At 71.9% G+C, this 20,440-nt stretch carries 19 protein-coding genes; 7 read left to right on the plus strand and 12 right to left on the minus strand.

Annotated elements, in window-relative coordinates:
- Positions 1–207 precede the first annotated feature (207 nt).
- The 3 genes from AQJ84_RS36245 to AQJ84_RS36255 all read right to left on the minus strand — a co-directional run bounded on the left by AQJ84_RS36245 (position 208) and on the right by AQJ84_RS36255 (position 3,090).
- Positions 208–1,305 (minus strand): GNAT family N-acetyltransferase, encoded by a 1,098-nt coding sequence (locus AQJ84_RS36245; RefSeq protein ID WP_030041417.1) that lies wholly within the window; start codon positions 1,303–1,305, stop codon positions 208–210.
- A 1-nt stretch (position 1,306) separates the two neighbouring features.
- Complete coding sequence (locus AQJ84_RS36250; protein WP_051870017.1) at positions 1,307–1,744, minus strand: hypothetical protein; 438 nt, start codon at positions 1,742–1,744, stop codon at positions 1,307–1,309.
- A gap of 137 nt (positions 1,745–1,881) precedes the next feature.
- On the minus strand, positions 1,882–3,090 hold the full coding sequence (locus tag AQJ84_RS36255; protein WP_030041419.1) for a S8 family peptidase: 1,209 nt from the start codon (positions 3,088–3,090) through the stop codon (positions 1,882–1,884).
- A gap of 297 nt (positions 3,091–3,387) precedes the next feature.
- Here AQJ84_RS36255 and AQJ84_RS36260 point away from each other — a divergent pair, with 297 nt between their 5' ends.
- On the plus strand, positions 3,388–4,194 hold the full coding sequence (locus AQJ84_RS36260) for an SGNH/GDSL hydrolase family protein (protein WP_030041420.1): 807 nt from the start codon (positions 3,388–3,390) through the stop codon (positions 4,192–4,194).
- A gap of 25 nt (positions 4,195–4,219) precedes the next feature.
- Here AQJ84_RS36260 and AQJ84_RS36265 read toward each other — a convergent pair whose 3' ends face one another.
- The 4 genes from AQJ84_RS36265 to AQJ84_RS36280 form a co-directional block, all read right to left on the minus strand.
- On the minus strand, positions 4,220–5,857 hold the full coding sequence (locus AQJ84_RS36265; RefSeq protein WP_030041421.1) for a serine/threonine-protein kinase: 1,638 nt from the start codon (positions 5,855–5,857) through the stop codon (positions 4,220–4,222).
- A gap of 45 nt (positions 5,858–5,902) precedes the next feature.
- Entirely contained in the window at positions 5,903–7,657 is a 1,755-nt protein-coding gene (locus tag AQJ84_RS36270) for a HoxN/HupN/NixA family nickel/cobalt transporter (RefSeq protein ID WP_053190168.1), read from the minus strand.
- Positions 7,654–9,222 (minus strand): tetratricopeptide repeat protein, encoded by a 1,569-nt coding sequence (locus AQJ84_RS36275; RefSeq protein ID WP_053190167.1) that lies wholly within the window; start codon positions 9,220–9,222, stop codon positions 7,654–7,656. Before AQJ84_RS36275 ends, AQJ84_RS36270 begins: the two co-directional genes overlap by 4 nt.
- Positions 9,223–9,322: 100 nt before the next feature.
- Entirely contained in the window at positions 9,323–10,852 is a 1,530-nt protein-coding gene (locus AQJ84_RS36280; RefSeq protein ID WP_030045130.1) for a DUF4331 domain-containing protein, read from the minus strand.
- Positions 10,853–11,059: 207 nt separating this feature from the next.
- On the opposite strand from AQJ84_RS36280, the gene AQJ84_RS36285 reads away from it, so the two are divergent.
- The 3 genes from AQJ84_RS36285 (at position 11,060) to AQJ84_RS36295 (ending at position 12,798) form a co-directional block, all read left to right on the plus strand.
- Entirely contained in the window at positions 11,060–11,602 is a 543-nt protein-coding gene (locus AQJ84_RS36285) for a sigma-70 family RNA polymerase sigma factor (RefSeq protein ID WP_030045131.1), read from the plus strand.
- Entirely contained in the window at positions 11,599–12,405 is an 807-nt protein-coding gene (locus tag AQJ84_RS36290) for an anti-sigma factor (RefSeq protein WP_030045132.1), read from the plus strand. The genes AQJ84_RS36285 and AQJ84_RS36290 overlap by 4 nt, the downstream gene beginning before the upstream one ends.
- A gap of 126 nt (positions 12,406–12,531) precedes the next feature.
- On the plus strand, positions 12,532–12,798 hold the full coding sequence (locus AQJ84_RS36295; protein WP_030045133.1) for a hypothetical protein: 267 nt from the start codon (positions 12,532–12,534) through the stop codon (positions 12,796–12,798).
- A gap of 175 nt (positions 12,799–12,973) precedes the next feature.
- On the opposite strand, the gene AQJ84_RS36300 is transcribed toward AQJ84_RS36295, so the two are convergent.
- Both AQJ84_RS36300 and AQJ84_RS36305 read right to left on the minus strand, forming a co-directional pair.
- On the minus strand, positions 12,974–13,756 hold the full coding sequence (locus AQJ84_RS36300; RefSeq protein ID WP_030045134.1) for an ABC transporter permease: 783 nt from the start codon (positions 13,754–13,756) through the stop codon (positions 12,974–12,976).
- Positions 13,753–14,700: a daunorubicin resistance protein DrrA family ABC transporter ATP-binding protein gene (locus AQJ84_RS36305; protein WP_030045135.1), complete on the minus strand. Its 948-nt coding sequence runs from the start codon at positions 14,698–14,700 to the stop codon at positions 13,753–13,755. The genes AQJ84_RS36300 and AQJ84_RS36305 overlap by 4 nt, the downstream gene beginning before the upstream one ends.
- A gap of 63 nt (positions 14,701–14,763) precedes the next feature.
- Here AQJ84_RS36305 and AQJ84_RS36310 point away from each other — a divergent pair, with 63 nt between their 5' ends.
- Positions 14,764–15,477: a TetR/AcrR family transcriptional regulator gene (locus AQJ84_RS36310; RefSeq protein ID WP_030045136.1), complete on the plus strand. Its 714-nt coding sequence runs from the start codon at positions 14,764–14,766 to the stop codon at positions 15,475–15,477.
- On the opposite strand, the gene AQJ84_RS36315 is transcribed toward AQJ84_RS36310, so the two are convergent.
- From AQJ84_RS36315 to hmgA, 3 genes are all read right to left on the minus strand, one after another.
- Entirely contained in the window at positions 15,474–16,631 is a 1,158-nt protein-coding gene (locus tag AQJ84_RS36315; protein ID WP_030045137.1) for a type ISP restriction/modification enzyme, read from the minus strand. The two genes, AQJ84_RS36310 and AQJ84_RS36315, sit on opposite strands and share 4 nt — an antisense overlap.
- A gap of 142 nt (positions 16,632–16,773) precedes the next feature.
- Positions 16,774–17,523 carry a GntR family transcriptional regulator gene (locus AQJ84_RS36320; RefSeq protein WP_030045138.1) on the minus strand — a complete coding sequence of 250 codons (750 nt, stop codon included), beginning with the start codon at positions 17,521–17,523 and terminating at the stop codon, positions 16,774–16,776.
- 27 nt (positions 17,524–17,550) lie between these two features.
- The gene (hmgA, locus tag AQJ84_RS36325) at positions 17,551–18,876 is read right to left on the minus strand and encodes a homogentisate 1,2-dioxygenase (protein ID WP_030045139.1); all 1,326 of its coding nucleotides are present in this window, start codon (positions 18,874–18,876) and stop codon (positions 17,551–17,553) included.
- 150 nt (positions 18,877–19,026) lie between these two features.
- Here hmgA and AQJ84_RS36330 point away from each other — a divergent pair, with 150 nt between their 5' ends.
- Both AQJ84_RS36330 and AQJ84_RS36335 read left to right on the plus strand, forming a co-directional pair.
- Complete coding sequence (locus AQJ84_RS36330; RefSeq protein ID WP_030045140.1) at positions 19,027–19,632, plus strand: hypothetical protein; 606 nt, start codon at positions 19,027–19,029, stop codon at positions 19,630–19,632.
- Positions 19,629–20,246 carry a TetR/AcrR family transcriptional regulator gene (locus AQJ84_RS36335; protein WP_053190166.1) on the plus strand — a complete coding sequence of 206 codons (618 nt, stop codon included), beginning with the start codon at positions 19,629–19,631 and terminating at the stop codon, positions 20,244–20,246. The genes AQJ84_RS36330 and AQJ84_RS36335 overlap by 4 nt, the downstream gene beginning before the upstream one ends.
- Positions 20,247–20,440: the final 194 nt, after the last annotated feature.

Genomic DNA, 20,440 nt, shown 5'->3' on the forward strand with positions numbered 1-20,440 from the left:
ACCGCGCGGCACGGCCCGGTCGCAAGTTGCTGCTACCGAGCTCGGCACCCCCCTACCGCGCCCCGCTCCGGGCCATCGCGGTCCTTGAGCCCTCCCCTAGAGCCGCTAGATGATGGACCGATGCGGGTGAGATGTACGACGGTATTGACGATTGAACCCGTATGGCAAGACCTGGAACGAGGCCTCACGTTTTTGATGGTTTGACCGTTACGAACGGGACGAGCGGATCTTTCCCGCCCGCTTGAGCAGTTTGTCGGCGTGTTCGAACAGCTCCGGGCGGGACACCACGGCATTGCGCAGTGCCCGCACCGGGGCCCGCCGGACGCGATGTCCGACCGCCACCGGGTGGCGTCGGGTCACCCACCCCTCGGACACCGTGAGCTCGCGTGTCTTCAGGGAGTCCTTGTATTCCTTCTGGCCCCGGCCGAGGTCCAGACAGGCGATGCCGTCGGCGGCCGCCGCCTCGGCCATCCGCAGATGCAGCACCAGGCCGGGGGAGTACTTCGCGTACGCCGGGTCGTACGCCGGGAACCAGCAGGCGAGCACCCGCTCGCTGCGCAGCCCGAAGTGCGCGGCGATCGGTTTGCCGTCCCCGTACAGCACGGACAGGATCCCGGCGAACGACTCGGACCGCGTATGAAAGAGATGCTGCACCAGCCGGGTGATCCAGTCGTGCGCGAAGCGGTCGCTGCGCCCGGTCCTGCGGTACTGCGCCGACTTCCAGGCCATCAGGGTGCGCAGCGCCGCCGGATCACGCTCGTCGTGCACGTACCGCACCTCGGCCGCGTCCCTTCCCAGCCTGCGCTCCTTGGCCAGGGTGGTGCGGGTGAACTTGGGCGACCGCTCGCGCAGTTGGGCCAGATAGGCCTCGTAGCCCTGGTCCACGTCCATCACCGGGGACGGGAAGCTGCCGGTCGCCCGGTCCTCGAACGCGTGCTGGCCCTCCACCAGGTGGTCGAACTCCCACAGGGCCAGCCCGCAGGCCCGCAGCAGTTCCCGGGCGTCCCAGGTGAACCCGGGCCGGTGCACCACGCCCTGGGCGTCCGAGATGCCGAGCCCGATCGCCCGGCCGACACCGGTGGCGGTGCGCTGGTACGGGAAGAACGCGGCCGGTTCGCCGGCCTCCCGGACGACCGCGATCCGTACCCCGCGCCGGTAGCGGCCCACCGCGAGCGCGAACTCGGGGGACAGGAACGGGTTCGCCAGCTCCGGCGAACCGAGCAGATGGGCCTTGGACTGCATCGCCGTCCACGCGGTCCGGTCGGCTGAGCTCAGCTCGCCGGGGCGGTACACGTTGATGTCCACGTCAGATGTCCTGCCTTGTCGTCGTACGCCCGCGGAGCGGACTTCGGAGCACGACCAGCAGGAGAAGGAGGCAGCTGATCGCCGTCACGACGAGGATCCCGCCGCGCACCGACCAGACGTGCAGGGCCAGCATGCCCTGGGCCACCAGCATGTTGACGACGACCGAGCCCGCCAGGGCGGCGATGGTCCGGCCGAAGGGTTCCAGGCCGCGCAGGGCGGCCGCGACGGCCGCGGCGGGTGCCGCGAGCAGGAAGAACAGTGTGAGCGGCGCGCGCAGAGAGGAGTGCGAGTCGGCGAGTGCGAGGACCGCGCCGAACCCCCCGACGGCGGTAGCCGCACCGGCGAGCAGCGGTGCCAGGTCCCTCCCCGGTCCTGGCCGCGCTCCCCCGGCGCCGTCCGCCGACGCTGTTGAAGTGGTCTTGCCACGTATGGTCTGCATTGGCGACTTTGCCCCCCGAAGCGCCGGATGCCGGGCTTCAATGTCGCGCAGCCCGCCGGTGGCCGTCAAGACGGCGAGGGGGCACACATCGGTTCCCCGCGCCCTGTACGGGGCGCGGGGAACCGACGTTCGACCACTTACGGCACGAGCTTCAGCAGGCGGTTCGGGGAACCGGTGCCCGCGCTGGTGACCTTGCCGGTCGTCGCACCGTTGACCAGGGCCGTGGCGACCTGGGCCGGGGTGGACGAGGTGTGGCCCGCCAGGTAGACCGCGGCCGCGCCCGCGACGTGCGGGGTCGCCATCGACGTACCGGAGATGGTGTTCGTCGCGGTGTCGCTGGTGTACCAGCCGGCCGTGATGGAGGAGCCCGGGGCGAAGATGTCCAGGACCGAGCCGTAGTTCGAGTAGCTGGCCCTGGCGTCGGTGCTGGTGGTGGCGCCGACCGTGATCGCCGAGGCGACGCGGGCCGGGGAGTACGAGGAGGCGTTGGCGCTGCTGTTGCCGGCCGCGACGGCGTAGGTCACGCCGCTCGCGATGGAGTTGGCGACCGCCGTGTCCAGGGTGGTGGAGGCGCCGCCGCCGAGCGACATGTTGGCGACCGAGGGGCCGGAGTGGTTGTTGGTCACCCAGTTGATGCCCGCGATCACGCCCGCGGTGGTGCCGGAGCCGGCGTTGTCGAGCACCCGCACCGCCACGATCTTCGCCTTCTTGGCGACGCCGTAGGTGGAGCCCGCGATCGTGGTGGCCACATGGGTGCCGTGGCCGTTGCCGTCGGAGGCGGTAGTGTCGCCGTCGACCGCGTCGTAGCCGTAGGAGGCGCGGCCGCTGATCTGCGAGTGGGTGATCCGTACGCCGGTGTCGATGACGTAGGCCGTCACGCCGCTGCCCGCGGTGTCCGGGTAGGTGTAGGTGGTGGACAGCGGGAGCGAGGTCTGGTCGATGCGGTCCAGGCCCCAGGGCGCGCTGGACTGCGTGGTGTCGGTGAGCTGGACGCGCTGGTCCTGTTCGACGACGGCCACCGACGGGTCGGCGGCGAGTCTCCTGGCCTCGGTGGCCGAGAGGGTGGCGGTGTAGCCGTTCAGGGCGGCGCCGAACGTCTTGCGGACCGTGCCGCCGTACTCCTTGATGAGGCTCTTGCCCTCACTGGAGGAGGCCTTGAAGCCGGCGTCCTTCTTCAGCGTGACGATGTAGCTGTCCTTGACGGCCGTGGGGGAGCCGGCGGCCAGGACCCTGCCCTCGGCGGGGGCGGCCTGGGCGGGGAGGGTGGTGAGCCCGCTCACGAGGGCGGCGGTCGCCAGGCTGGTTATCGCGGCGAGCCGGATCTTCTTGCTACGCAGTTGTGCCATAACGAGGGAGTCCTCCTCTAGGCGACGCGTGCCCTGGGTGGGGCGCGCGTCTGTGGGGGGTGCGCGCGTGGTCGCGCGGCACGGCCACGGAGCGTCGCGTTCCGCCCCATGGCTGAGTAAAGAATCAGCGGTCTACGGGCGTAGCTCAAGGGAGTTGAGGCTCTGTCACATATTTGTCATGCACGCGTAACACCCGGTGTCATGAACGCGTCCGGAAAGTCTTGGCATGGACACTTCCCGTCAACACGCGTAGTTGGTACGACGGTTATGGCAGAGATCCTGCTAAAGGGAGGTTCCATGAGACGTTCCCGATTTGCCGCTTACGTCGGCTCACTCCTCCTCGCCGTCGGCGCCGCCCTCACCGGGGCCACCGCCGCTCAGGCATCCCAACTCGCCGCCCCCGGCGGCTATGTGGCGCTCGGCGACTCCTACTCCTCCGGGGTCGGCGCGGGCAGCTACATCTCCGCGAGCGGTGACTGCAAGCGCAGCACGAAGGCGTACCCGTACCTCTGGGCCGCCTCCCACTCACCCTCGTCGTTCGCCTTCACCGCCTGCTCGGGCGCCCGAACGGGTGATGTTCTGGCGAGTCAGCTCACTCCGCTCAACGCCGCCACCGCCCTCGTCTCGATCAGTGTCGGCGGCAACGACGCCGGTTTCGCCGACGTCATGACGACCTGTGTGCTCCAGTCCGACAGCGCCTGCCTGTCCCGGATCAACACCGCGAAGGCGTACGTCGACTCGACACTGCCCGGCAAGCTCGACGGCGTCTACTCGGCGATCCGCTCCAAGGCGCCCAACGCCCGGGTGGTCGTGCTCGGTTACCCGCGCTTCTACAAGCTCAACACCGGCTGCGTCGGCCTCTCCGAGACCAAGCGGAAGGCGATCAACGGCGCGGCCGACCACCTCGACACCGCGATCGCCAAGCGCGCCGCGGACTTCGGCTACGTGTTCGGCGACGTCCGTCCCAGCTTCACCGGCCATGAGCTCTGTTCCGGCAGCGCCTGGCTGCACAGCCTCAACCTGCTGAACGCCGGCGAGTCGTACCACCCGAAGGCAGCCGGCCAGTCCGGCGGCTACCTCCCGGTGTTCGACGCGCTGGCCTGACCCGCACGGACCGGGCGGCCCGCCCTCAGGGGCTCGCCGAGACGGAAGCGGAGGCCTCGTCCGACGGGGTCTCCGCCACACACGTCACCGAGAACGGCACCGAGTTCGACGTCGTCTCCACCGGATCACGGACCTCGACACTGATCTCGTTCTCGAAGGTTCCGCTCTCGTCGTTCGTCGTCACGAACGCCGTGTCCTGCTTGCTCCGGCCGCCGCCCTCGGGGAACTCGAGGGTCTTCCACTCCGGGTCCATGATCTCGCCGTCCTGGGACACCCAGCGATACGTGACCTCGGACGGCAGGCTGCCCACGGTGATCGTCGCCGTGAAGGCGGGTGCCTCGCCCTGCGGCGGCGGGCAGGGGCCGGAGTACTCCGTGTGCGAGCCGGCCAGGGTGACCTTCACCGAGGGCGGTGGGGCGGCGGACGTGGTGCTGGGGCTCGGGCTGGGGGAGGAGCGGCTCGGCTCCGGGGTGTCCTCCGTGCCGGGATCGCTCAGCGAGGGCGAACTCAGGCCTGTCGTCTCGCTCTTGGGCCCGCCGCCCGCCTTGTCGCCGTCGTCGCCGTTGAGCAGCGTGTACGTCAGTCCGGCGACCGCCAGGGCGAGGGCGGCGACACCCGCGACCAGTACGACGGCGGCGCGGCGGTTGCGGTCCGGGGGATGGGTCGCGGTCGCCGTGCCCCCGGAGTGCGTCCACACAGGCGGCGGGACCGGGGCGGGCGTCGTCGACGGGTCGTGCGGCGGCCGGTGCTGTGGCGGCTGCTGGCGGGCGGCCGTCGGCGGGTAGGGAGCCGCCCGCACGGCGTCCGTGCGGTGCGTGCCTCCCCCGGAGGGGGTACCCCCGGCGCCGATCACCCGCAGGTCCCGCTCGGCCCGGTCGGCGGACAGCCGCTGCGCCGGGTCCTTGCGCAGCAGCCCCTCGATCACCGGTGCCAGCGGACCGGCCCGGTACGGCGGCGGCAGCTCCTCGTCGACGATCGCGCGCAGGGTGCTCAGCGGGGTGTCGTGCCGGAAGGGGGAGCTGCCCTCGACCGCCGCGTACAGCAGCACGCCGAGCGACCACAGGTCGGACTCGGGTCCGGGCGTGCGGCCCAGCGCCCGCTCCGGCGCCAGGAACTCCGGCGAGCCGATGACCTCACCGGTCATCGTCAGCGCGGAACTGCCCTCGACCATGGCGATGCCGAAGTCGGTGAGCACCACCCGCCCGTCGTTCGACAGCAGGACGTTCGCCGGTTTCACGTCCCGGTGCTGTACACCGGCCTCGTGCGCGGCCCGCAGCGCGGACAGCACCTCCGCGCCGATGTGCGCGGCACGCTGCGGGGCGAGCGGACCCTCGGCCTCCAGGAGCTCGGCCAGGGAGATGCCGCGGACCAGCTCCATGACGATCCAGGGACGGTTGTCCTGGGTGGCCACGTCGTACACCGTCACCACGCTGTGGTGGGAGATCCTGGCCGCCGCCCACGCCTCGCGCTCCAGCCTCGCGTACATCCGCTCGATGTCGGACGCGGGCAGTCCGGACGGCGCACGCACCTCCTTGACGGCCACCTCGCGGTTCAGCAGCTCGTCGCGTGCCCGCCACACCGTTCCCATGCCGCCCTCGCCGAGCGGGGACAGGAGACGGTAGCGTCCCGCGATCAGACGTTCACTGCCCGGTTCTACGGACACGGGTGCCCCCTCTGCGCATCCGCCGGATTTCTCCACAAAAGTAGCTCAGCCGAGTGCGGATGCCGCCCCCTTGAGCACCAGTCCGGCCCCGAGGACCACGACGACGAGCGCGGATCCCAGCGGCGCGGTACGGCGTACCAGGGCTGTCAGGGGACTGCTCGCCCAGCGCGGGCGCCTGTCCAGCACACGGGTCACTCCGGTACCCAGCTTGACGACGGCGAAGCCGGCCGCGGTCAGGGTGAGGGCCAGACCGACGCCGTACGCCACGACGAGCAGCAGCCCGAACCAGGCCTGCCCCAGCGCCGCCGCGCCGACGAGGACGACGACCGCGGACGGACTGGGCACCAGCCCGCCGGCGAACCCGAGAAGGATGGTGCCGCGGAGGGTGGGGGCGACGGCGTGGGTGTGGGTGAAGCCGCCGTGGGTGTGTTCGAGGGTGTGGGGGTGCGGGTGGCCGCTCTGGTGGCTGTGGCTGTGGCTGTGGTCGTGGTCGTGCTCGTGGTCGTGCTCGTGGTCGTGGTCGTGGTGGGTGTGCGGGTGGGCGGAGGCAGGTGTGTGGCGGGTGGGAGCGGTGTGGCTGTGGGCGCCGACCAGGACGGGCGTGCGCTCGGGGGCGTCCTCGGTGTCGTGAGCGCCGTGCGGGTGCGGGTGCGGGTGCGGGTGCGGGTGCGGGTGCGGGTGTCCGTGGTCGTGGGTGTGGCCGTGGCCGTGATCCTCGTCGTGCGGATGGTCGTGCGGGTGGTCGTGGCCGTGTGCGGGCGTCCGGTTGCGCCAGGCCCGTCGTACGAGGGTGGCGCCGGCCGCCGTCACCATGAGGCCGCTCGCGATGCCCAGCCACGCGATCACCGAGGGCGCCGCCGCGGAACCGGCCGCGATCAGAAGGCCGAGAGCCACCACGCCGAGGGTGTGGGTGACCGTCACCGAGGCCGCGAGCGGCAGGACGTCCCTCATCCGGGCGCGGCCGCCCCGGGCGGCGGCGACCGCGGCCATCAGGGTCTTGCCGTGGCCCGGGGCGAGCGCGTGCATCGCGCCGAGGGCGACGGAGATGAGGACGGCGAGCGCGGCGAAGCCGACGGTGAGGTCCTGGCGGGCGACCAGGGAGTCCAGGGCCCGGGTCCAGCGGTCGGCGCCGCGCGGCAGGACGGAGGCGGCGGGCGCGTCCCCCTTCTCCTCGGCCAGGGCCGCCCCACCCGGACGGACGCGCAGGGCGGCGGTGGTGGTGTCGGCCGGGGAGGAGAGCAACTCCTCCGGGTATTCGGTCAGTTCACGCGAGAGCGACGTCGTCGGTACGTCCGACTTCGTGAGCGTCGTACGGTCACCGCGCGCGGTGACCTCCCGCCAGCCGGGTCCGGAGTCCGCGGCCGCGCTGCGGAAGCCGAGGATGACGGTGTCGTCCTCGGGCAGCGATGCCGTCAGCCTGCACTCCACCCGGAGGGTGTCGAGGCCGGCCTGGCCGGGGCGTACCAGCGCGCGGCTGCTCCGGGCGGTGAGGGCGGCGGCACGGCCGTCGACGGTGACCCGGCTGCCGTCGGCGGCCCGGGCACACCGCTGCCGGGCCCACTCGGTCATGCCCAGTTTCTCGATGTCCGGCTCGGCCTGCTTCGCCGGGATCTCGGCGAGGTCCTCGACATGGTCGACCCGCAGTTCGCCGGGGGCGGTGACGAGACCGTCGTAGTGGTTGACGGTGAAGTTGCCGAGGGGGTGGGCGCCGGCGGTGCCCGCCGGGACCAGCACGAGGGCGCAGGCGGCCGTGAGGACGGCCGCGGCGGAGGCGAGGACGCCACGGGAGCGGAGCTTCACTTGGCGGCCTCCAGCGTCTTGCGGGCCTCGCGGGCGCCCAGGGGCGAGAAGCCGGGGTTGAGGTCCAGTGCCGCCTTCAGGTGCCGGCGGGCGTCCTGTCCGTGGCCGGTGGCGTGTTCGATGACACCGCGGTGGTAGAGGAAGGCGGCGCTGCGGTAGCCGGTGGCCGTGGCCCGGCGGGCGTACGGCAGCGCCTCCTCGTCGCGGCCGTTGACATGCAGGGCCCAGGCGAGGGCGTCAGCGGTGTGCACCGTTTGGCGGCGGGCCCACTCGGCGCGGGCCGCGCGCAGGGCCTCGGCCGTGTCGCCGTGGTCGGCGGCGGCGAGCGCGGTGTCGAGGTCGACGTTGACGCCGCCCGCGCGGGCGAGGGCCGTCCAGGCGTCGACGAGGGCGTACTGGTCGCCGGCCTTCGCCCGGTCGCCCTCCGCGCCCCGGGCCTCGTACAGCTCCCCGAGTGCGACGAGCGGGCCGGGCAGCGGGTAGCGGGCCACGACGGCCTCCATGCCCTTGATCGCGGAGGCCTGCTCGCCGTTCGCGGCCTGGCTGCGGGCGCGGCCCTCCAGCGCCGGCAGATAGGTGTCGTCGGCGGCGAGGGCCCGCGCGTAGTGGTCCTGGGCCGTCTTGTACTCGCCCTGGTTCCAGGCGAGTTGGCCGAGCGCGGTGGCCACGTACGCGATGTCCCCGGGGGCGCTGGCGGAGGCGAGCGCCTGCTCCAGCACCCGTCGCGCGGTCGGCACGTCGCCGCGCAGCTCGTGGACGTAGGCGTACCGCGTGAAGACGGGGATGCCCGGCCGCCGTTCGTCCGCGAGCTCGGCGGCCTTCGACGCGTCGTCGTAGCGGCCGAGCTCGACGTAGGCGTCGATACGGGAGGACAGCGCGCGCTCGCTGTACGGGTTCTGCTCCAGGGCCTGGTCCGCGTACTTCAGGGCGTCCTCGAAGTCGTGCCGGGCCGCGGCCAGAGCGGCGCGGCCGGCGAGGGCCTGGTCGTTGTCGGGGTCCAGGTCGAGGGCGCGCTTCAGTGCGCGCTCGGCCTGGGGATAGCGGGACGGGTCGCCCTTGGTCCGCGCCTGTTCGACATAGGCGAGACCGAGGGTGGCCCAGCTGCCGAAGTCCTTGGGCTGCGACCGCAGATGGGCCTGCAGGGCGGCGATGCTCGCGTCGAGACCACCGCCGGTCAGCAGCTCGGGCGACACGGCGGCGGGCGCGGACACCCCCACCGCGTCACCGCCGTCCTGCCCGGCCCCCACCGCGATGGACCCGGCGGTGAACGCGACCGCCAACAGCACGGCACACAGGCCGAGTTGAGCGGCTCGCCAACGTCGGCCGGCCTCGGAGAACCGCCGTACGGCGGCGACCCGGGGATCGTCGGCCCCGTCCAGGGAGTCCCCGACGGGCCCCGCGTCGTCGGCGGCCCTCGAAGGCGCCTCGGCGGGGCCGGACTTCACCAACGTGAGTCGGGGCTTCGGCGCGGCCGCCTTCGACGTACCTCCGGCGTTCGGCTCGGCTGCCGCCGGCACTCGGCCGTTCTCGGTCTCAGGTGCGCTGTCGTTCGTGGGCCGGGCCATGCCCTCTCCTCGGTCGGCTTGCTGAAGGGAACGTGCGGCGCGGCCCGCGCCGTGGGGGATGGATACGAGCGGGCCGCGCCAGTCGGTGATCAGTACGGGCTCAGTACGCCCGGCCCCTCATCCGGCGCCACCACATGACGCCTGCGCCGATCAGGACGATGCCCGCCGCGCCGGCGCCCGCCGAGGCGGCCATCAGCGTGGTGTCGTCCGTGCCGCCCGTGCCGGCCGGCTGGAGGGCGTCGCCGAGCTGGCTGCGGACGTCGCCGTCGGTCGTGCCCTTGGCGAGCGGGCCGCGGGAGCCCTCCGTGGGGAGAGCGACGTACGGGAAGGCCTTCTCGAAGTCCTTGTCGTTCTTGTCGACGGCGTCGCCCAGGTCGTTCTTGGCACCCAGCAGTTCACCCTCGACGACCTGGAGCGAGGCGTCGATCACGTCGTCGGTCAGCCGGCGGCCGTTCGGGAAGCCCGCGTTGTCACCGTCGAGGACGCCGAGCCGCTTCGGGTCGGAGGCGGGCTTGATCGAGGTGTTGAGACGCAGCTGCTCCGACGGACTCACGTGCGGCGGCTGGTTGAGGCCCTTCACGCCCTTCAGGAAGACGTCGACGAGGTCGTTGCGCGGCTCGTCGGGGGCGTCGATCTTGTAGATCGCCTCGATGAGCTTCGGCAGCTCAGGGTTGGTCACGTTCTTGAGGAACTGCGCGTCGTCATGGGGCGCGGAGGCGTTGAACTTGTCCTTGTCCTTGATGGGGTTGACGACCTCGTTGACCAGCGGGTTGCCGAGTCGCGAGACCTGGCTGTAGTACCCCTGCGCGTTCCTGCGCTGGGTCGTCGACCAGATGCCGACGATCGGCTGCTCCGCCGACTCGGTGAGCATGTGGTTCGGCACCTGCAGGGCGATGGAGTTGACGTTGTAGCCCTTGAGCGTGTCGTTGCCGACCTCGGTGAGGTTGCCGCCGTAGAGCAGGTCGAAGACGCGCAGGTCCAGGAAGAACGGGTCGTCGGCCTGGCCGGCGAACGTCGTGGAGCCGCCGGGCAGCTCGTGCACCGCCTGGTCGCGCAGCTTGGCGTAGTCCGGCATGGACGCCTTGCCGACGTTCGACGGCGCCACCGGCACGTCGTCGGCGACCTTCATCTTCGACACCAGGTGCCGGTTCTTCAGCCGCAGCAGCTCGATGTCGTACGTCTGCGTGATGTTGAGGTCCTTGTCGTCGAGGCTCTCGACCGGACCGGTGTTGTAGAGGAACGTCTTCTTGTTCTTGACGTGCGTCTTGAAGGTGAAGCGGTACAGCAGGTCGCCCTGCGCGTCACCGTCGTTGTCGATGTGGATGTCGTACTGCGCGTCCTCGGCGAACGTGAAGAAGTTGGGGCCGCCCGCCGGCTCCTCGAAGGGGATCCAGTTCGCCACGACCGTCGTCGTGTCGGGCTTGTCCGGGCTCACGAACGCGTACACGTCCGTGTTGTCGTACTGGGGCTGCCCCGAGATCAGCGGAGCCTCCCGGTGACTGGAGGCGGCCGCCGCCCCCGGTTCCAGCGCGGTCACGCCGGCGGCTGCGAGCCCCCCGGCGGCCAGCGCACCACATACGAGGGTCGCGAGCTGCCTGCGTCCCGCACCGTTCCTGGAGTTACGTGTCATGCCGTCCGTCCTCAGTCCAACTTGCCTGACACCGGGGATTCGGAGCGGGGTGGGGAGCGGATTGGTCGAATCTGAAAAACTTCTTTTCTCCTGCTGGACCCGCGTTTTGGGTCCGCTGATCCGTAACCCCATCCGGAGGTGTGTTCGTTGCGAATACCTCGTGGGACGGGGCAGGCCGGGTGCGGCATGCGAAGAAGGGTGGCCGGGGTGGAGGCGGACGAGCTTCTGGTGCTCGTGGCGGGCGGTGACCAGAAGGCATTCGAGGAGTTGTACGGGCTGGTGTCCGGGCCCGTGTTCGGGTTGGTGAGACGGGTCGTACGGGATCCCGCGCAGTCGGAGGAGGTGTCGCAGGAGGTGCTGCTCGAACTGTGGCGTTCCGCCGGGCGCTTCGACCCGGGACGGGGCAGCGCGCTGTCCTGGATCCTGACCCTCGCCCACCGCCGGGCCGTCGACCGGGTGCGCAGCGCCCGCGCGGCCGGCGAACGAGAGCAGCGCGAGGCCCGGCGCTCCCACCACCCGGCCTTCGACCACGTCACCGAGGAGGTCGAGGCCGGCCTCGAACGCGAGTGGGTGCGCCGCTGCCTGGACCGCCTCACCGCCCTGCAGCGCCAGTCGGTCACCCTCGCTTATTACGAGGGCTACACCTACCGTGAAGTGGCCGAGCGGCTCTCGTTGCCGCTGGGCACGGTGAAGACGCGGATGCGTGACGGGCTGACCCGGCTGCGCGAGTGCCTGGGAGGTGTGGCGTGAGTCTGTTCCGCCGAGAGGACCTCCACTCCCTGGCCGCGCCCTACGCCCTGGACGCCCTCGAACCCGACGAGCGCCGACGTTTCGAAAGGCATCTGGACAAGTGCGGCAGCTGCGCCGCCGAAGTGCGCGCCCTCGCCGAGGACGCCGTCCGGCTCGCCTGGTCGACGGCCGCCCCGCCCCCGGCCGCGATGCGCGAACGCGTCCTGGCCGCCGTACGCGCGACTCCCCAGGAGGGTGCCGAGCAGGAGACGGCCCGCGCGCGGACGCCGCAACTGCCGCCGCACGTGTGGGGCGTGCAGCCGCCGCCGCGCGTCCGTGAGCGGCGGCGCATCCCGCTGTTCGTGCCCTTCGCCACGGCCACCGCCGCCGCGGCCCTCGTGGTCGCGTCCCTGTTCGCGGTCCAGGCCGGCCAGACCGAGGACCAGCTGAACGCCGAGCGGGCCCAGGCGCGTGAGATCGCCCACGTTCTCGCGGCTCCCGACGCCCGGGCGACGACAGGGCAGGACTCCGAGGGCCGCAGTATCGGAGTGGTCGCCTCCGCATCCGAGGGGCGGGCGGTCGTCACCCTGAGCGGGTACGGCGAACTGCCGAGCGACAGCGTGCGCCAACTGTGGCTCATGCGCCCCGACGCGCAACCGCGCTCCCTCGGGCTCTTCAGTGCCGACACGCCCTTGGTGGCGTCCGGTCTCGACACCTCCGCCACGTCACTCGCTGTGACCGTCGAGCCCGACGGCGGGTCAGCACAGCCCACAACCCAGCCGGTTGTCCAACTCGCCCTGAAATCGGTTGGATTCGGAGAGTGATCAGGGAGGGGTCGTCAACCCCCTTACGGGGAAGGTGAATCCTGTGACCGCGATACACGAGTGCCCCGACGGGGCGATAGGGTTACCCTGCCCGGGCCGGGTGGACTCGTACGGGTGGGGAGTGACATGGAACAGATAACAGTGCGCAGCAGGGCGAGGGTCCCTGCGATCACCTGCGGGAGCAGCGCGACCAGTTCGCGCCTCGACCGCCATCTCTCGGTGCTGGGCGGCCCCGCCGTCCCACAGCGGGAGACGGTCGAGGCGACCTCGCTGATGCGTGAGCTGACCGCACGTGACGCGCACGAGCGCAGCCCCAGGGGTGCGCGCGTGCGGAGGGTCTCCCTCTTCGCGCCACTGCGCCGACTGCGCCGTTCGCTGTTCGGCGGACGCTGAGCCTGCGCGCTCTCAGGCGTTCCTGACCCGCGCTCAGGCGGTCACACCGTCCCGGCGTAGTGCTGCGATCCCGTCGTCCGTCATCCCCACGGCAGGCAGCAACGTCCAGGTGTGCCCGCCGGGCGCGGGGGCGTCCCCATCCCTCCCGCCCAGGCCCCGACCCGGATTCCGGGTCTCAGCGCTCCCCGTGTGCGTACCGGCGCACGGCGAGCGGTACGAACACGACCAGCAGTACCGTGCACCAGGCCAGTGACCCGGCGACCGGGTGGGCGACCGGCCAGGCCGCTCCCTCCGGCACCGGGGCGTTCCCGAAGAGGTCCCGCAGGGCTGTCGTCACCGCGCTGATCGGGTTCCACTCGGCGACCACCCGCAGCCAGCCCGGCAGGCCGTCGGCCGGGATGTACGCGTTGGACAGCAGCGGCAGCAGGAAGGTCGCGCCGCCCAGCTGGCCCGCGGCCTCCTCGTTGCGGGTGAGCAGCCCCAGGAAGATCCCGATCCACGTGGCGGCGAACCGGAACAGCAGCAACAGTCCGAACGCCCCCGCCGCCTCCGCCGCGCTCCCCTCGATCCGCCAGCCGACCGCGAGGCCGACCAGCAGCAGGGGCACCGTCCCGGCCGCCGTGACGACGAGATCCGCCACCGCCTGCCCCAGCGGCACGGCCGCCCGGCTCATCGGCAGCGTGCGGAAGCGGTCCATCACGCCCCGGTGGGTGTCCTGGGCCGCCTGGAACATCCCGGCCATGACGCCGCCCGCGGCGGTCGCCACCAGCAGGCCCGGCAGCAGGAACGCGCGGTAGTCCGCACCCGGCATCGCCAGCGCGCTGCCGAAGACGTAGCCGAAGAACAGCAGCATGCTGATCGGCATGGTCTGGGTCAGGATCAGCAGTCCCGGATTGTTCCGCATCCGCCGCAGCTGGCGGCCCAGCATCGCGGTTCCGTCGTACGCCAACGCGGTCATGCCACACGCTCCTTGTCGTCCTCGGTGAGCCGGAGGAACACGTCGTCGAGAGTCGGCGGACGCAGACTCACGTCCAGCAGCGGCACGCCCGCCGCGTCCAGCTCCCGCACCAGACGGGGCAGCGTGAGTGTCGCGTCCCGGCTGACCGCGCCCACGGCGTTGCGCTCGTGGTCGAACGACGGCTGACCGCCGGTGAGCTGGTCCAGCACCCCCGCCGCCCTGCCCATCGCGTCCGTGTCCGCCACGACGGCCTCGACATGGGTGCCTATCAGCGACTTGAGCTGGGCCGGCGAACCCGTGTGCGTGACCCGCCCCCGGTCCACCAGGGCGATGTCGTGGGCGAGTTGGTCGGCCTCCTCCAGGTACTGCGTGGTCAGCAGCACGGTCGTGCCGTCCGCGGTGAGGTCGCGTACGGCCTCCCGGATCAGGTTCCGACTGGCCGGGTCGAGCCCGGTGGTCGGTTCGTCCAGGAACAGCACCTCGGGGCGGCGGATGAGGCTCGCCGCCAGGTCCAGCCGGCGCCGCATCCCGCCCGAGTAGGTGGACGCGGGCCGGTCGGCGGCCTCGGCGAGGCCGAAGCGGTCCAGGAGCTCGCCGGCCCGCTCGGCCGGTCCTCGTACCCGGTGCAGTCGGGCGAACAGGCGCAGGTTCTGGCGCCCGGTCAGGTCCCCGTCGACCGACGCGTACTGCCCGGTGACGCCGATCCTCCGCCGTACGGCCGCCGCCTCCCGGACGAGGTCGTGCCCGGCGATCCGGGCCGAGCCGGCGTCCGGCCGCAGCAGGGTGGTCAGCAGGCGTACGGCGGTGGTCTTGCCCGCCCCGTTGGGTCCGAGGATTCCGCAGACGGTGCCCGTCGCGACCGCGAGGTCCAGCCCCCGCAGGGCGTGGACGGCACCGAACCGCTTCTCCAGACCTTCACTAAGTACAGCGTACGTAGTAGTCATGCCGTGACCATAGCGCACTACGTACGCTGTACGTAACTAGGATGGTGGCCGAGGTGATGATCGATGGCGGGCCGAGCGGCCGAACCCGAAGTGATCTGGGCGCGTCCCGAGCGGACGGGCCGGGGGCCGAGGCCCGCGTTCACCCGCGCGGACATCGCGGCCGCCGCCGTGCGGCTCGCCGACGCTCAGGGGCTCGACGGCGTCTCCATGCGGCATGTCGCGGCCGAGCTGGGCTGCGGCACGATGTCGCTGTACAACTACGTCCCCCGCAAGGAGGACCTGTACGAGTTGATGGTGGACGCCGCCGGCGGGGAGCACGAGCTGTGGGAGCCGAGCGGGGACTGGCGGGCGGACATGCTCCGGGTGGCCCACCAGACGCGCGAACTCATGCACCGGCACACCTGGATGCCGCGGCTGATGTCAGGGGTGTACGGCTTCAGCCCCAACGCCCTGCGGTACCTCGAGCACTGCATGGCCTGTCTGGACCCCTTCGACGCGCCCTACGGCACGAAGATGGAGCTGCTCGCGATGCTCAACGGGTGCGTGACGGTGTACGTCTCGAACGAGCTGTCCACGGCCGAGCGGACCCGGTCGCTGCCGTGGACCCCGGAGCAGGAGGTGGCGGTGCGGATCGCCTACCTGGGCAGCCAGGTGGCCTCCGGTGCCTATCCGAGGCTGGCCGCGGCGTTCACGGAGGACTCGGGGCCGATCGACCTGGAGGCGGTCTTCGAGCGGATGCTGGTACGCGTGCTGGACGGCTTCGAGCGCAGGGGCTAGATCAGCGCGAACTGGCCCTCCGGGCCTTCCTCGTGGTGGTCGAGGACCGAGGCCGGCCTGCGTGCCGCCTCCGGCACCGGCAGGACGCCCGCCCTCCTCAGGTCCGTCGCGGTGATCGGTGACGTCACCGTCAACTCCTCCTGCCGAGGCCCCAGTTCCGCCAGCAGGGCCAGCACCGCGATCAGCTCCAGCAACTCCGACGTCCACGCCTGTGGCCACGTCGCCGGTCGGATCGCCTCCAGGGTGCCCGGCTCGGCCTCGGTCGTGCGGGCCGTGAACCACTGTTCCAGTACCCGCGCTCCGGCCACCTCGAAGTCCCAGGACTCCGGCGGCACCGGGGAGATGCGGCCCTCGTCGAGGTACAGGGTCTCCTCGTCGCGGTCGTAGCGCAGGGTCAGGGGGCGGTCGGGCAGGGGTGCGCGGACGTACGGTCGGCGGCCGCCCGGGAGCTTGGGCCGGTCGCCGTCGCGGCGCAGCAGCCACAAGAGGCGGTGGCCCAGTCCGACACCGTGCGCCCAGAGTCCGGGGTCGGCGGTGAGGGGGACGGCGAGGCCGGGGCGGGCCACCGCGACCGTCCAGGCCAGGAGGTCCGCCGGGGTGAGGGAGAGGCCGAGGCGGGTGGCCAGGTGGTCCAGCAGGCCCGGCGCCAGGTTGGGTTCCGTGCCGCCGGGGCGACGGTAGAGCGGGCGGATACGGCCCGGGCGCAGGAGCGGCAGCAGCGAGGTCGCCAGCAGCGCCGGGCCCGGACTCCCGGGCGACTCCGTGACGAAGACCTGGTGCTCGTCCGCCACCCGCCACAGTTCGGGCCGGGCCGCGTCGATGAGACGGTGGTCGGGGATCAGCCACTGTTCGTCGAAGGGGGCGCGCAGGACGCGTACGGGCTCGGGGCAGGGGCCCGCGGCGCGGACCAGTTTCTCCGTGCTGCCGGACCGGCCCGGCAGCTGACCGACCGCCGTCCGCAGGGTCCGCGAGCGGGTCGGCTCGAACAGGGACTCGCGGTCGGGGCCCTCGGCCTTCAGCAGCGCGTCCCAGCGGGCCCTGAGGGATGCCGCGTCGGGGCCCGTCGGCCACCCCCGGCCGAGCCGTGGCGGTGCGACGGACCACGGCATGAGGTCCGCCAGCGGCGGAGCGTCGTCGTGCGTCACGCTGGGCATCGTACGACCTGGCGGCGACACCCGGACCAGGGCCTGTCCGCCCCGCCGCGGCGGACGCGGGCCGGGCACGCCGACGCGCCCGCTGCGCCGCCTCCGCCGACCTGCGAGGACTCGGAGCCGCCGGCCGGCTCGGCCCCAGGCCCTACGTGGCGTCCAGCGTCACCGTGAAGGAGAAGCGGTCACCCCGGTAGTGGATGACCGCCGCGTCGAGGACCCGCCCCTGCGTGTCGTAGGTGACGCCCGTGTAGTGCAGGATCGGGCTGAGCAGCGGGACTTGGAGCAGGCGGGCCGTCTCCGGGTCCGCCAGCCGGGCCTCCACCGTGTCCGTGATGCGGCTGATGTCCGCTCCGACGACGTCCCTGAGCACCTTGGTCATCGGCCACCGGACCAGGTCGTTGGGGTCGACGAGGGCGGCGAGTTCGGGGCGGACGTAGTTGCGGGCGTGGTTGGTCGGCTCGCCGGTCTTCTCGTCGGCGCGCAGGCGGTGGTACGTCGCCACCTCGGCGAGATCCGGGAAGTACTCGGCGAGTTCGGTCGGCACGGCGGCCCTGCCGTGGTCGAGCAGCCGACTCGCCATGCCGGACTGCTGGGCGACGATCGCGTCCACCGAGCCGAGCAGCCGCACCGGGGCGCCCCGGCGGACGTCCGGCTCGATGAACGTGCCGCGCCTGCGATGGCGCGTGATCAGGCCCTCGTCCTCCAGCTCCTTCAGCGCCTGCCGCATGGTCAGCACGCTCACCCCGTAGTGCCCCGCCAGCTGCTCCTCGGTGGGCAGCCGCAGCGGGTCCTGCGGCGAGCGGCCCAGTATCGAGGCGCGCAGCGACTGCGACACCTGGTACCAGAGCGGCAGCTTGCGGTTCAGGACGATCGAGTCCGGGGCGAAGGAGGTCACTGGCCCATCCGTACCGGTAGGGAATCCTCAGTGCAAGGGGCGGAAGTGCCGCTCGAGGCCCTGCCACACCTCGTCGTAGCCCTGCTGAAGGTGGTCCGCGCGGGCCGCGTGCGGAGTCAGCGTGATCGGCCAGCGGGTCTCGAACATGAACGCCAGCCCGTCGTCGACCTTCTGCGGACGCAGCTCGGCGGCGCTCGCCCGGTCGAAGGTCTCCCGGTCCGGGCCGTGCGCCGACATCATGTTGTGCAGCGAGCCGCCGCCCGCCACGAAGCCTCCCGGGCCGGAGGTCTTCGCGTCGTAGGCGCCCTCGATGAGCCCCATGTACTCGCTCATCACGTTCCGGTGGAAGTACGGCGGCCGGAAGGTGTCCTCACCGACCAGCCAGCGCGGCGCGAACACCACGAAGTCGACGCCGGCCAGGCCCGGGGTGTCCGACGGCGACGTCAGCACCGTGAAGATCGACGGGTCGGGATGGTCGTACGAGATGGTCCCCAGCACGTTGAAGCGACGCAGGTCGTAGACGTACGGCACATGGTTGCCGTGCCAGGCGACGACGTCGAGCGGTGAGTGGTCGTAGGTGGCCGTCCAGAGGTTGCCGCAGAACTTGTTCACCACCTCCACCGGGCCCTCGACGTCCTCGTAGGCGGCGACCGGTGCCCGGAAGTCCCGGGGGTTGGCGAGGCCGTTGGCGCCGATGGGGCCGAGGTCGGGGAGGCGGAAGGGGGCGCCGTAGTTCTCGCACACATAGCCGCGGGCCGAGGCATCCAGCAGCTCCACACGGAAGCGCACCCCACGAGGAATCAGCGCCACGTGTCCCGGCTCCACATGCAGCAGCCCGAACTCGGTGTGCAGCAGCAGCCCTCCGTCCTCCGGCACGATCAGCAGTTCGCCGTCCGCGTCGCTGAAGACGCGGTCCATCGAACAGTCCGCGTGGTACAGGTGCACGGCCATACCGGTGCGCTGGGTCGCGTCGCCGTTGCCGCCGAGGGTCCACAGGCCGGCGAGGAAGTCGGTGCCCTCGGTGGGGTCGGGCAGGGGGTCCCAGCGCAGCCGGTTCGGGTCCGGCACGGACTCGGTGAAGGGAGCCGAGCGGATCCAGCCATTGTGCGTGTGCGTGAACGCGGGGTGCGCGGCCGACGGGCGGATGCGGTAGAGCCACGAGCGGCGGTTGTACGCGCGGGGCTCGGTGAACGCCGTACCGCTGAGCTGTTCCGCGTACAGCCCCAGGGGAGCGCGCTGGGGTGCGTTGCGGCCCTCGGGCAGTGCGCCCGCCACCGCCTCTGAGCTGTGCTCATTGCCGAATCCGGAGAGGTAGGTGAGTCCCTCGGCGGTCTTCCGCGCGTCCCCGCTCATGATCGCTCCCTTGCGTTCTGATTCCTATGCATCACCGTAGGATTGCGTTTTCCCCGACGCAAGAGGGCCGCGCGACCTCCTCACGGAGGACGGCGATACCCAACTCCAGGTGGATTCGAGGTGTCGGACCTTTGTTCTAGGCTCCCGGCCATGTCGTGGATGCGGGGGCTCGTAGCCGCGCTCGCGGTCTGTGTCCTGTTGCTGACCGGATCCGCGGGCTGCGCGAGCAGTGGTGCCGAAGAGCCGAAGAACGGGGGCTCGCCCTCACCGGTGGGCAAGGTCCTCGAGGACCGGGACGAGGAGGGCCGTGCCTACCGCGAGGTGGACGACGACGGCGAAGCGCCCGATGTCGGCATCGAGGTGCAGCCCGCCGCCGACGACGGCTGGGACGTCCGGCTGACCCTGAGCAACTTCCGCTGCTCGGCCGTCGGCGCCAAGCCCGAGGCCGTGGCGGGCCGCGGCATCGTGCGCCTCTTCGTCGACGGTCACCCCGTCGCCGGGCTGCGCGGCCCCGCGTACCGCCTTCCCGCCCGCTACGTCCCGCACGGCACCCACCAGGTCACGGCCCGCCTGTACGCCGACGACGGCACGGTGTGGGCGGTGGACGGCGAGCCGGTCGAGAGCACGGCGGACATCACGGCGTCGGACCCCACCGCCCCCTCCGCGTCCTCGTCGCCGGATTCCCCGGGCTCCGCGGACTCCTTGGCCCACTCCGGGGGGCGAGGTTCCCCGGAACGCGGCGGAACGGCATCATGAAGCCCGTGCCCCCAGCGACATCGCTCCGGCGTGCGCCCGTGCAACGGCGCAGCGCGGAGCGCCTCACCAGGATCCTCGACGCCTGCGCGGACCTCCTCGACGAGGTCGGCTACGACGCCCTGAGCACCCGGGCCGTGGCGCTGCGGGCCGGTGTCCCCATCGGCTCGGTCTACCGCTTCTTCGGCAACAAGCGAGCGATGGCCGACGCGCTGGCCCAGCGCAACCTGGAGCGCTACAGCGAACGCGTCACCGAGCGCCTCGCCGAGACCGGCGAGGGCGGCTGGCGGGCCGCCATGGACGCCGTACTCGACGAGTACCTCGCCATGAAGCGCACCGCGCCCGGCTTCTCCCTCGTCGACTTCGGCAACCAGATCCCGGTCGGCTCCGGCCAGTCCGAGCCCAACCACCGGGTCGCCGACCGTCTCACCGACCTCCTCTCCGGCTACCTCGACCGCACCCCGGACGAGGAACTGCGCCGCACCTTCCTGGTCGCCGTGGAGACCGCCGACACCCTGGTCCACCTCGCCTTCCGGGTGTCCCCGGAGGGCGACGAGGAGATCATCGAGGAGATGCGACAGCTGCTGCGGGCCTACCTCGCACGGGTGCTGGACTGACGGCTCGCCGTACCGAGGCGACAGGGCGCGCCGGATCGTAGTCACGGCGGCGCGCGCGGGATCGTAGCCATGGCCGTAAGCGGAGCCGACAGTCATGGCCGCACGCGGAGCCGACAGTCGTGGTGGTGCGCCGAGCATGCAGCTATGGCGGCCCGCCAGACCGCGGGAAAGTGGCCCGCGGGACCGCGGCGGTT

The organism is Streptomyces resistomycificus (assembly GCF_001514265.1).
In the GTDB taxonomy this organism is placed as follows: Bacteria; Actinomycetota; Actinomycetes; order Streptomycetales; family Streptomycetaceae; genus Streptomyces; species Streptomyces resistomycificus.

Excerpts from the sequence above, each read along its gene's own strand:
- AQJ84_RS36330 (WP_030045140.1), top strand. The coding sequence starts at position 19,027 with ATGTCGTGGATGCGGGGGCTCGTAGCCGCGCTCGCGGTCTGTGTCCTG.
- AQJ84_RS36280 (WP_030045130.1), bottom strand. The coding sequence starts at position 10,852 with ATGACACGTAACTCCAGGAACGGTGCGGGACGCAGGCAGCTCGCGACC.
- AQJ84_RS36255 (WP_030041419.1), bottom strand. The coding sequence starts at position 3,090 with ATGGCACAACTGCGTAGCAAGAAGATCCGGCTCGCCGCGATAACCAGC.
- AQJ84_RS36335 (WP_053190166.1), top strand. The coding sequence starts at position 19,629 with ATGAAGCCCGTGCCCCCAGCGACATCGCTCCGGCGTGCGCCCGTGCAA.
- AQJ84_RS36310 (WP_030045136.1), top strand. The coding sequence starts at position 14,764 with ATGGCGGGCCGAGCGGCCGAACCCGAAGTGATCTGGGCGCGTCCCGAG.
- hmgA (WP_030045139.1), bottom strand. The coding sequence starts at position 18,876 with ATGAGCGGGGACGCGCGGAAGACCGCCGAGGGACTCACCTACCTCTCC.
- AQJ84_RS36295 (WP_030045133.1), top strand. The coding sequence starts at position 12,532 with ATGGAACAGATAACAGTGCGCAGCAGGGCGAGGGTCCCTGCGATCACC.
- AQJ84_RS36305 (WP_030045135.1), bottom strand. The coding sequence starts at position 14,700 with ATGACTACTACGTACGCTGTACTTAGTGAAGGTCTGGAGAAGCGGTTC.
- AQJ84_RS36260 (WP_030041420.1), top strand. The coding sequence starts at position 3,388 with ATGAGACGTTCCCGATTTGCCGCTTACGTCGGCTCACTCCTCCTCGCC.
- AQJ84_RS36315 (WP_030045137.1), bottom strand. The coding sequence starts at position 16,631 with ATGCCCAGCGTGACGCACGACGACGCTCCGCCGCTGGCGGACCTCATG.
- AQJ84_RS36275 (WP_053190167.1), bottom strand. The coding sequence starts at position 9,222 with ATGGCCCGGCCCACGAACGACAGCGCACCTGAGACCGAGAACGGCCGA.
- AQJ84_RS36300 (WP_030045134.1), bottom strand. The coding sequence starts at position 13,756 with ATGACCGCGTTGGCGTACGACGGAACCGCGATGCTGGGCCGCCAGCTG.
- AQJ84_RS36250 (WP_051870017.1), bottom strand. The coding sequence starts at position 1,744 with ATGCAGACCATACGTGGCAAGACCACTTCAACAGCGTCGGCGGACGGC.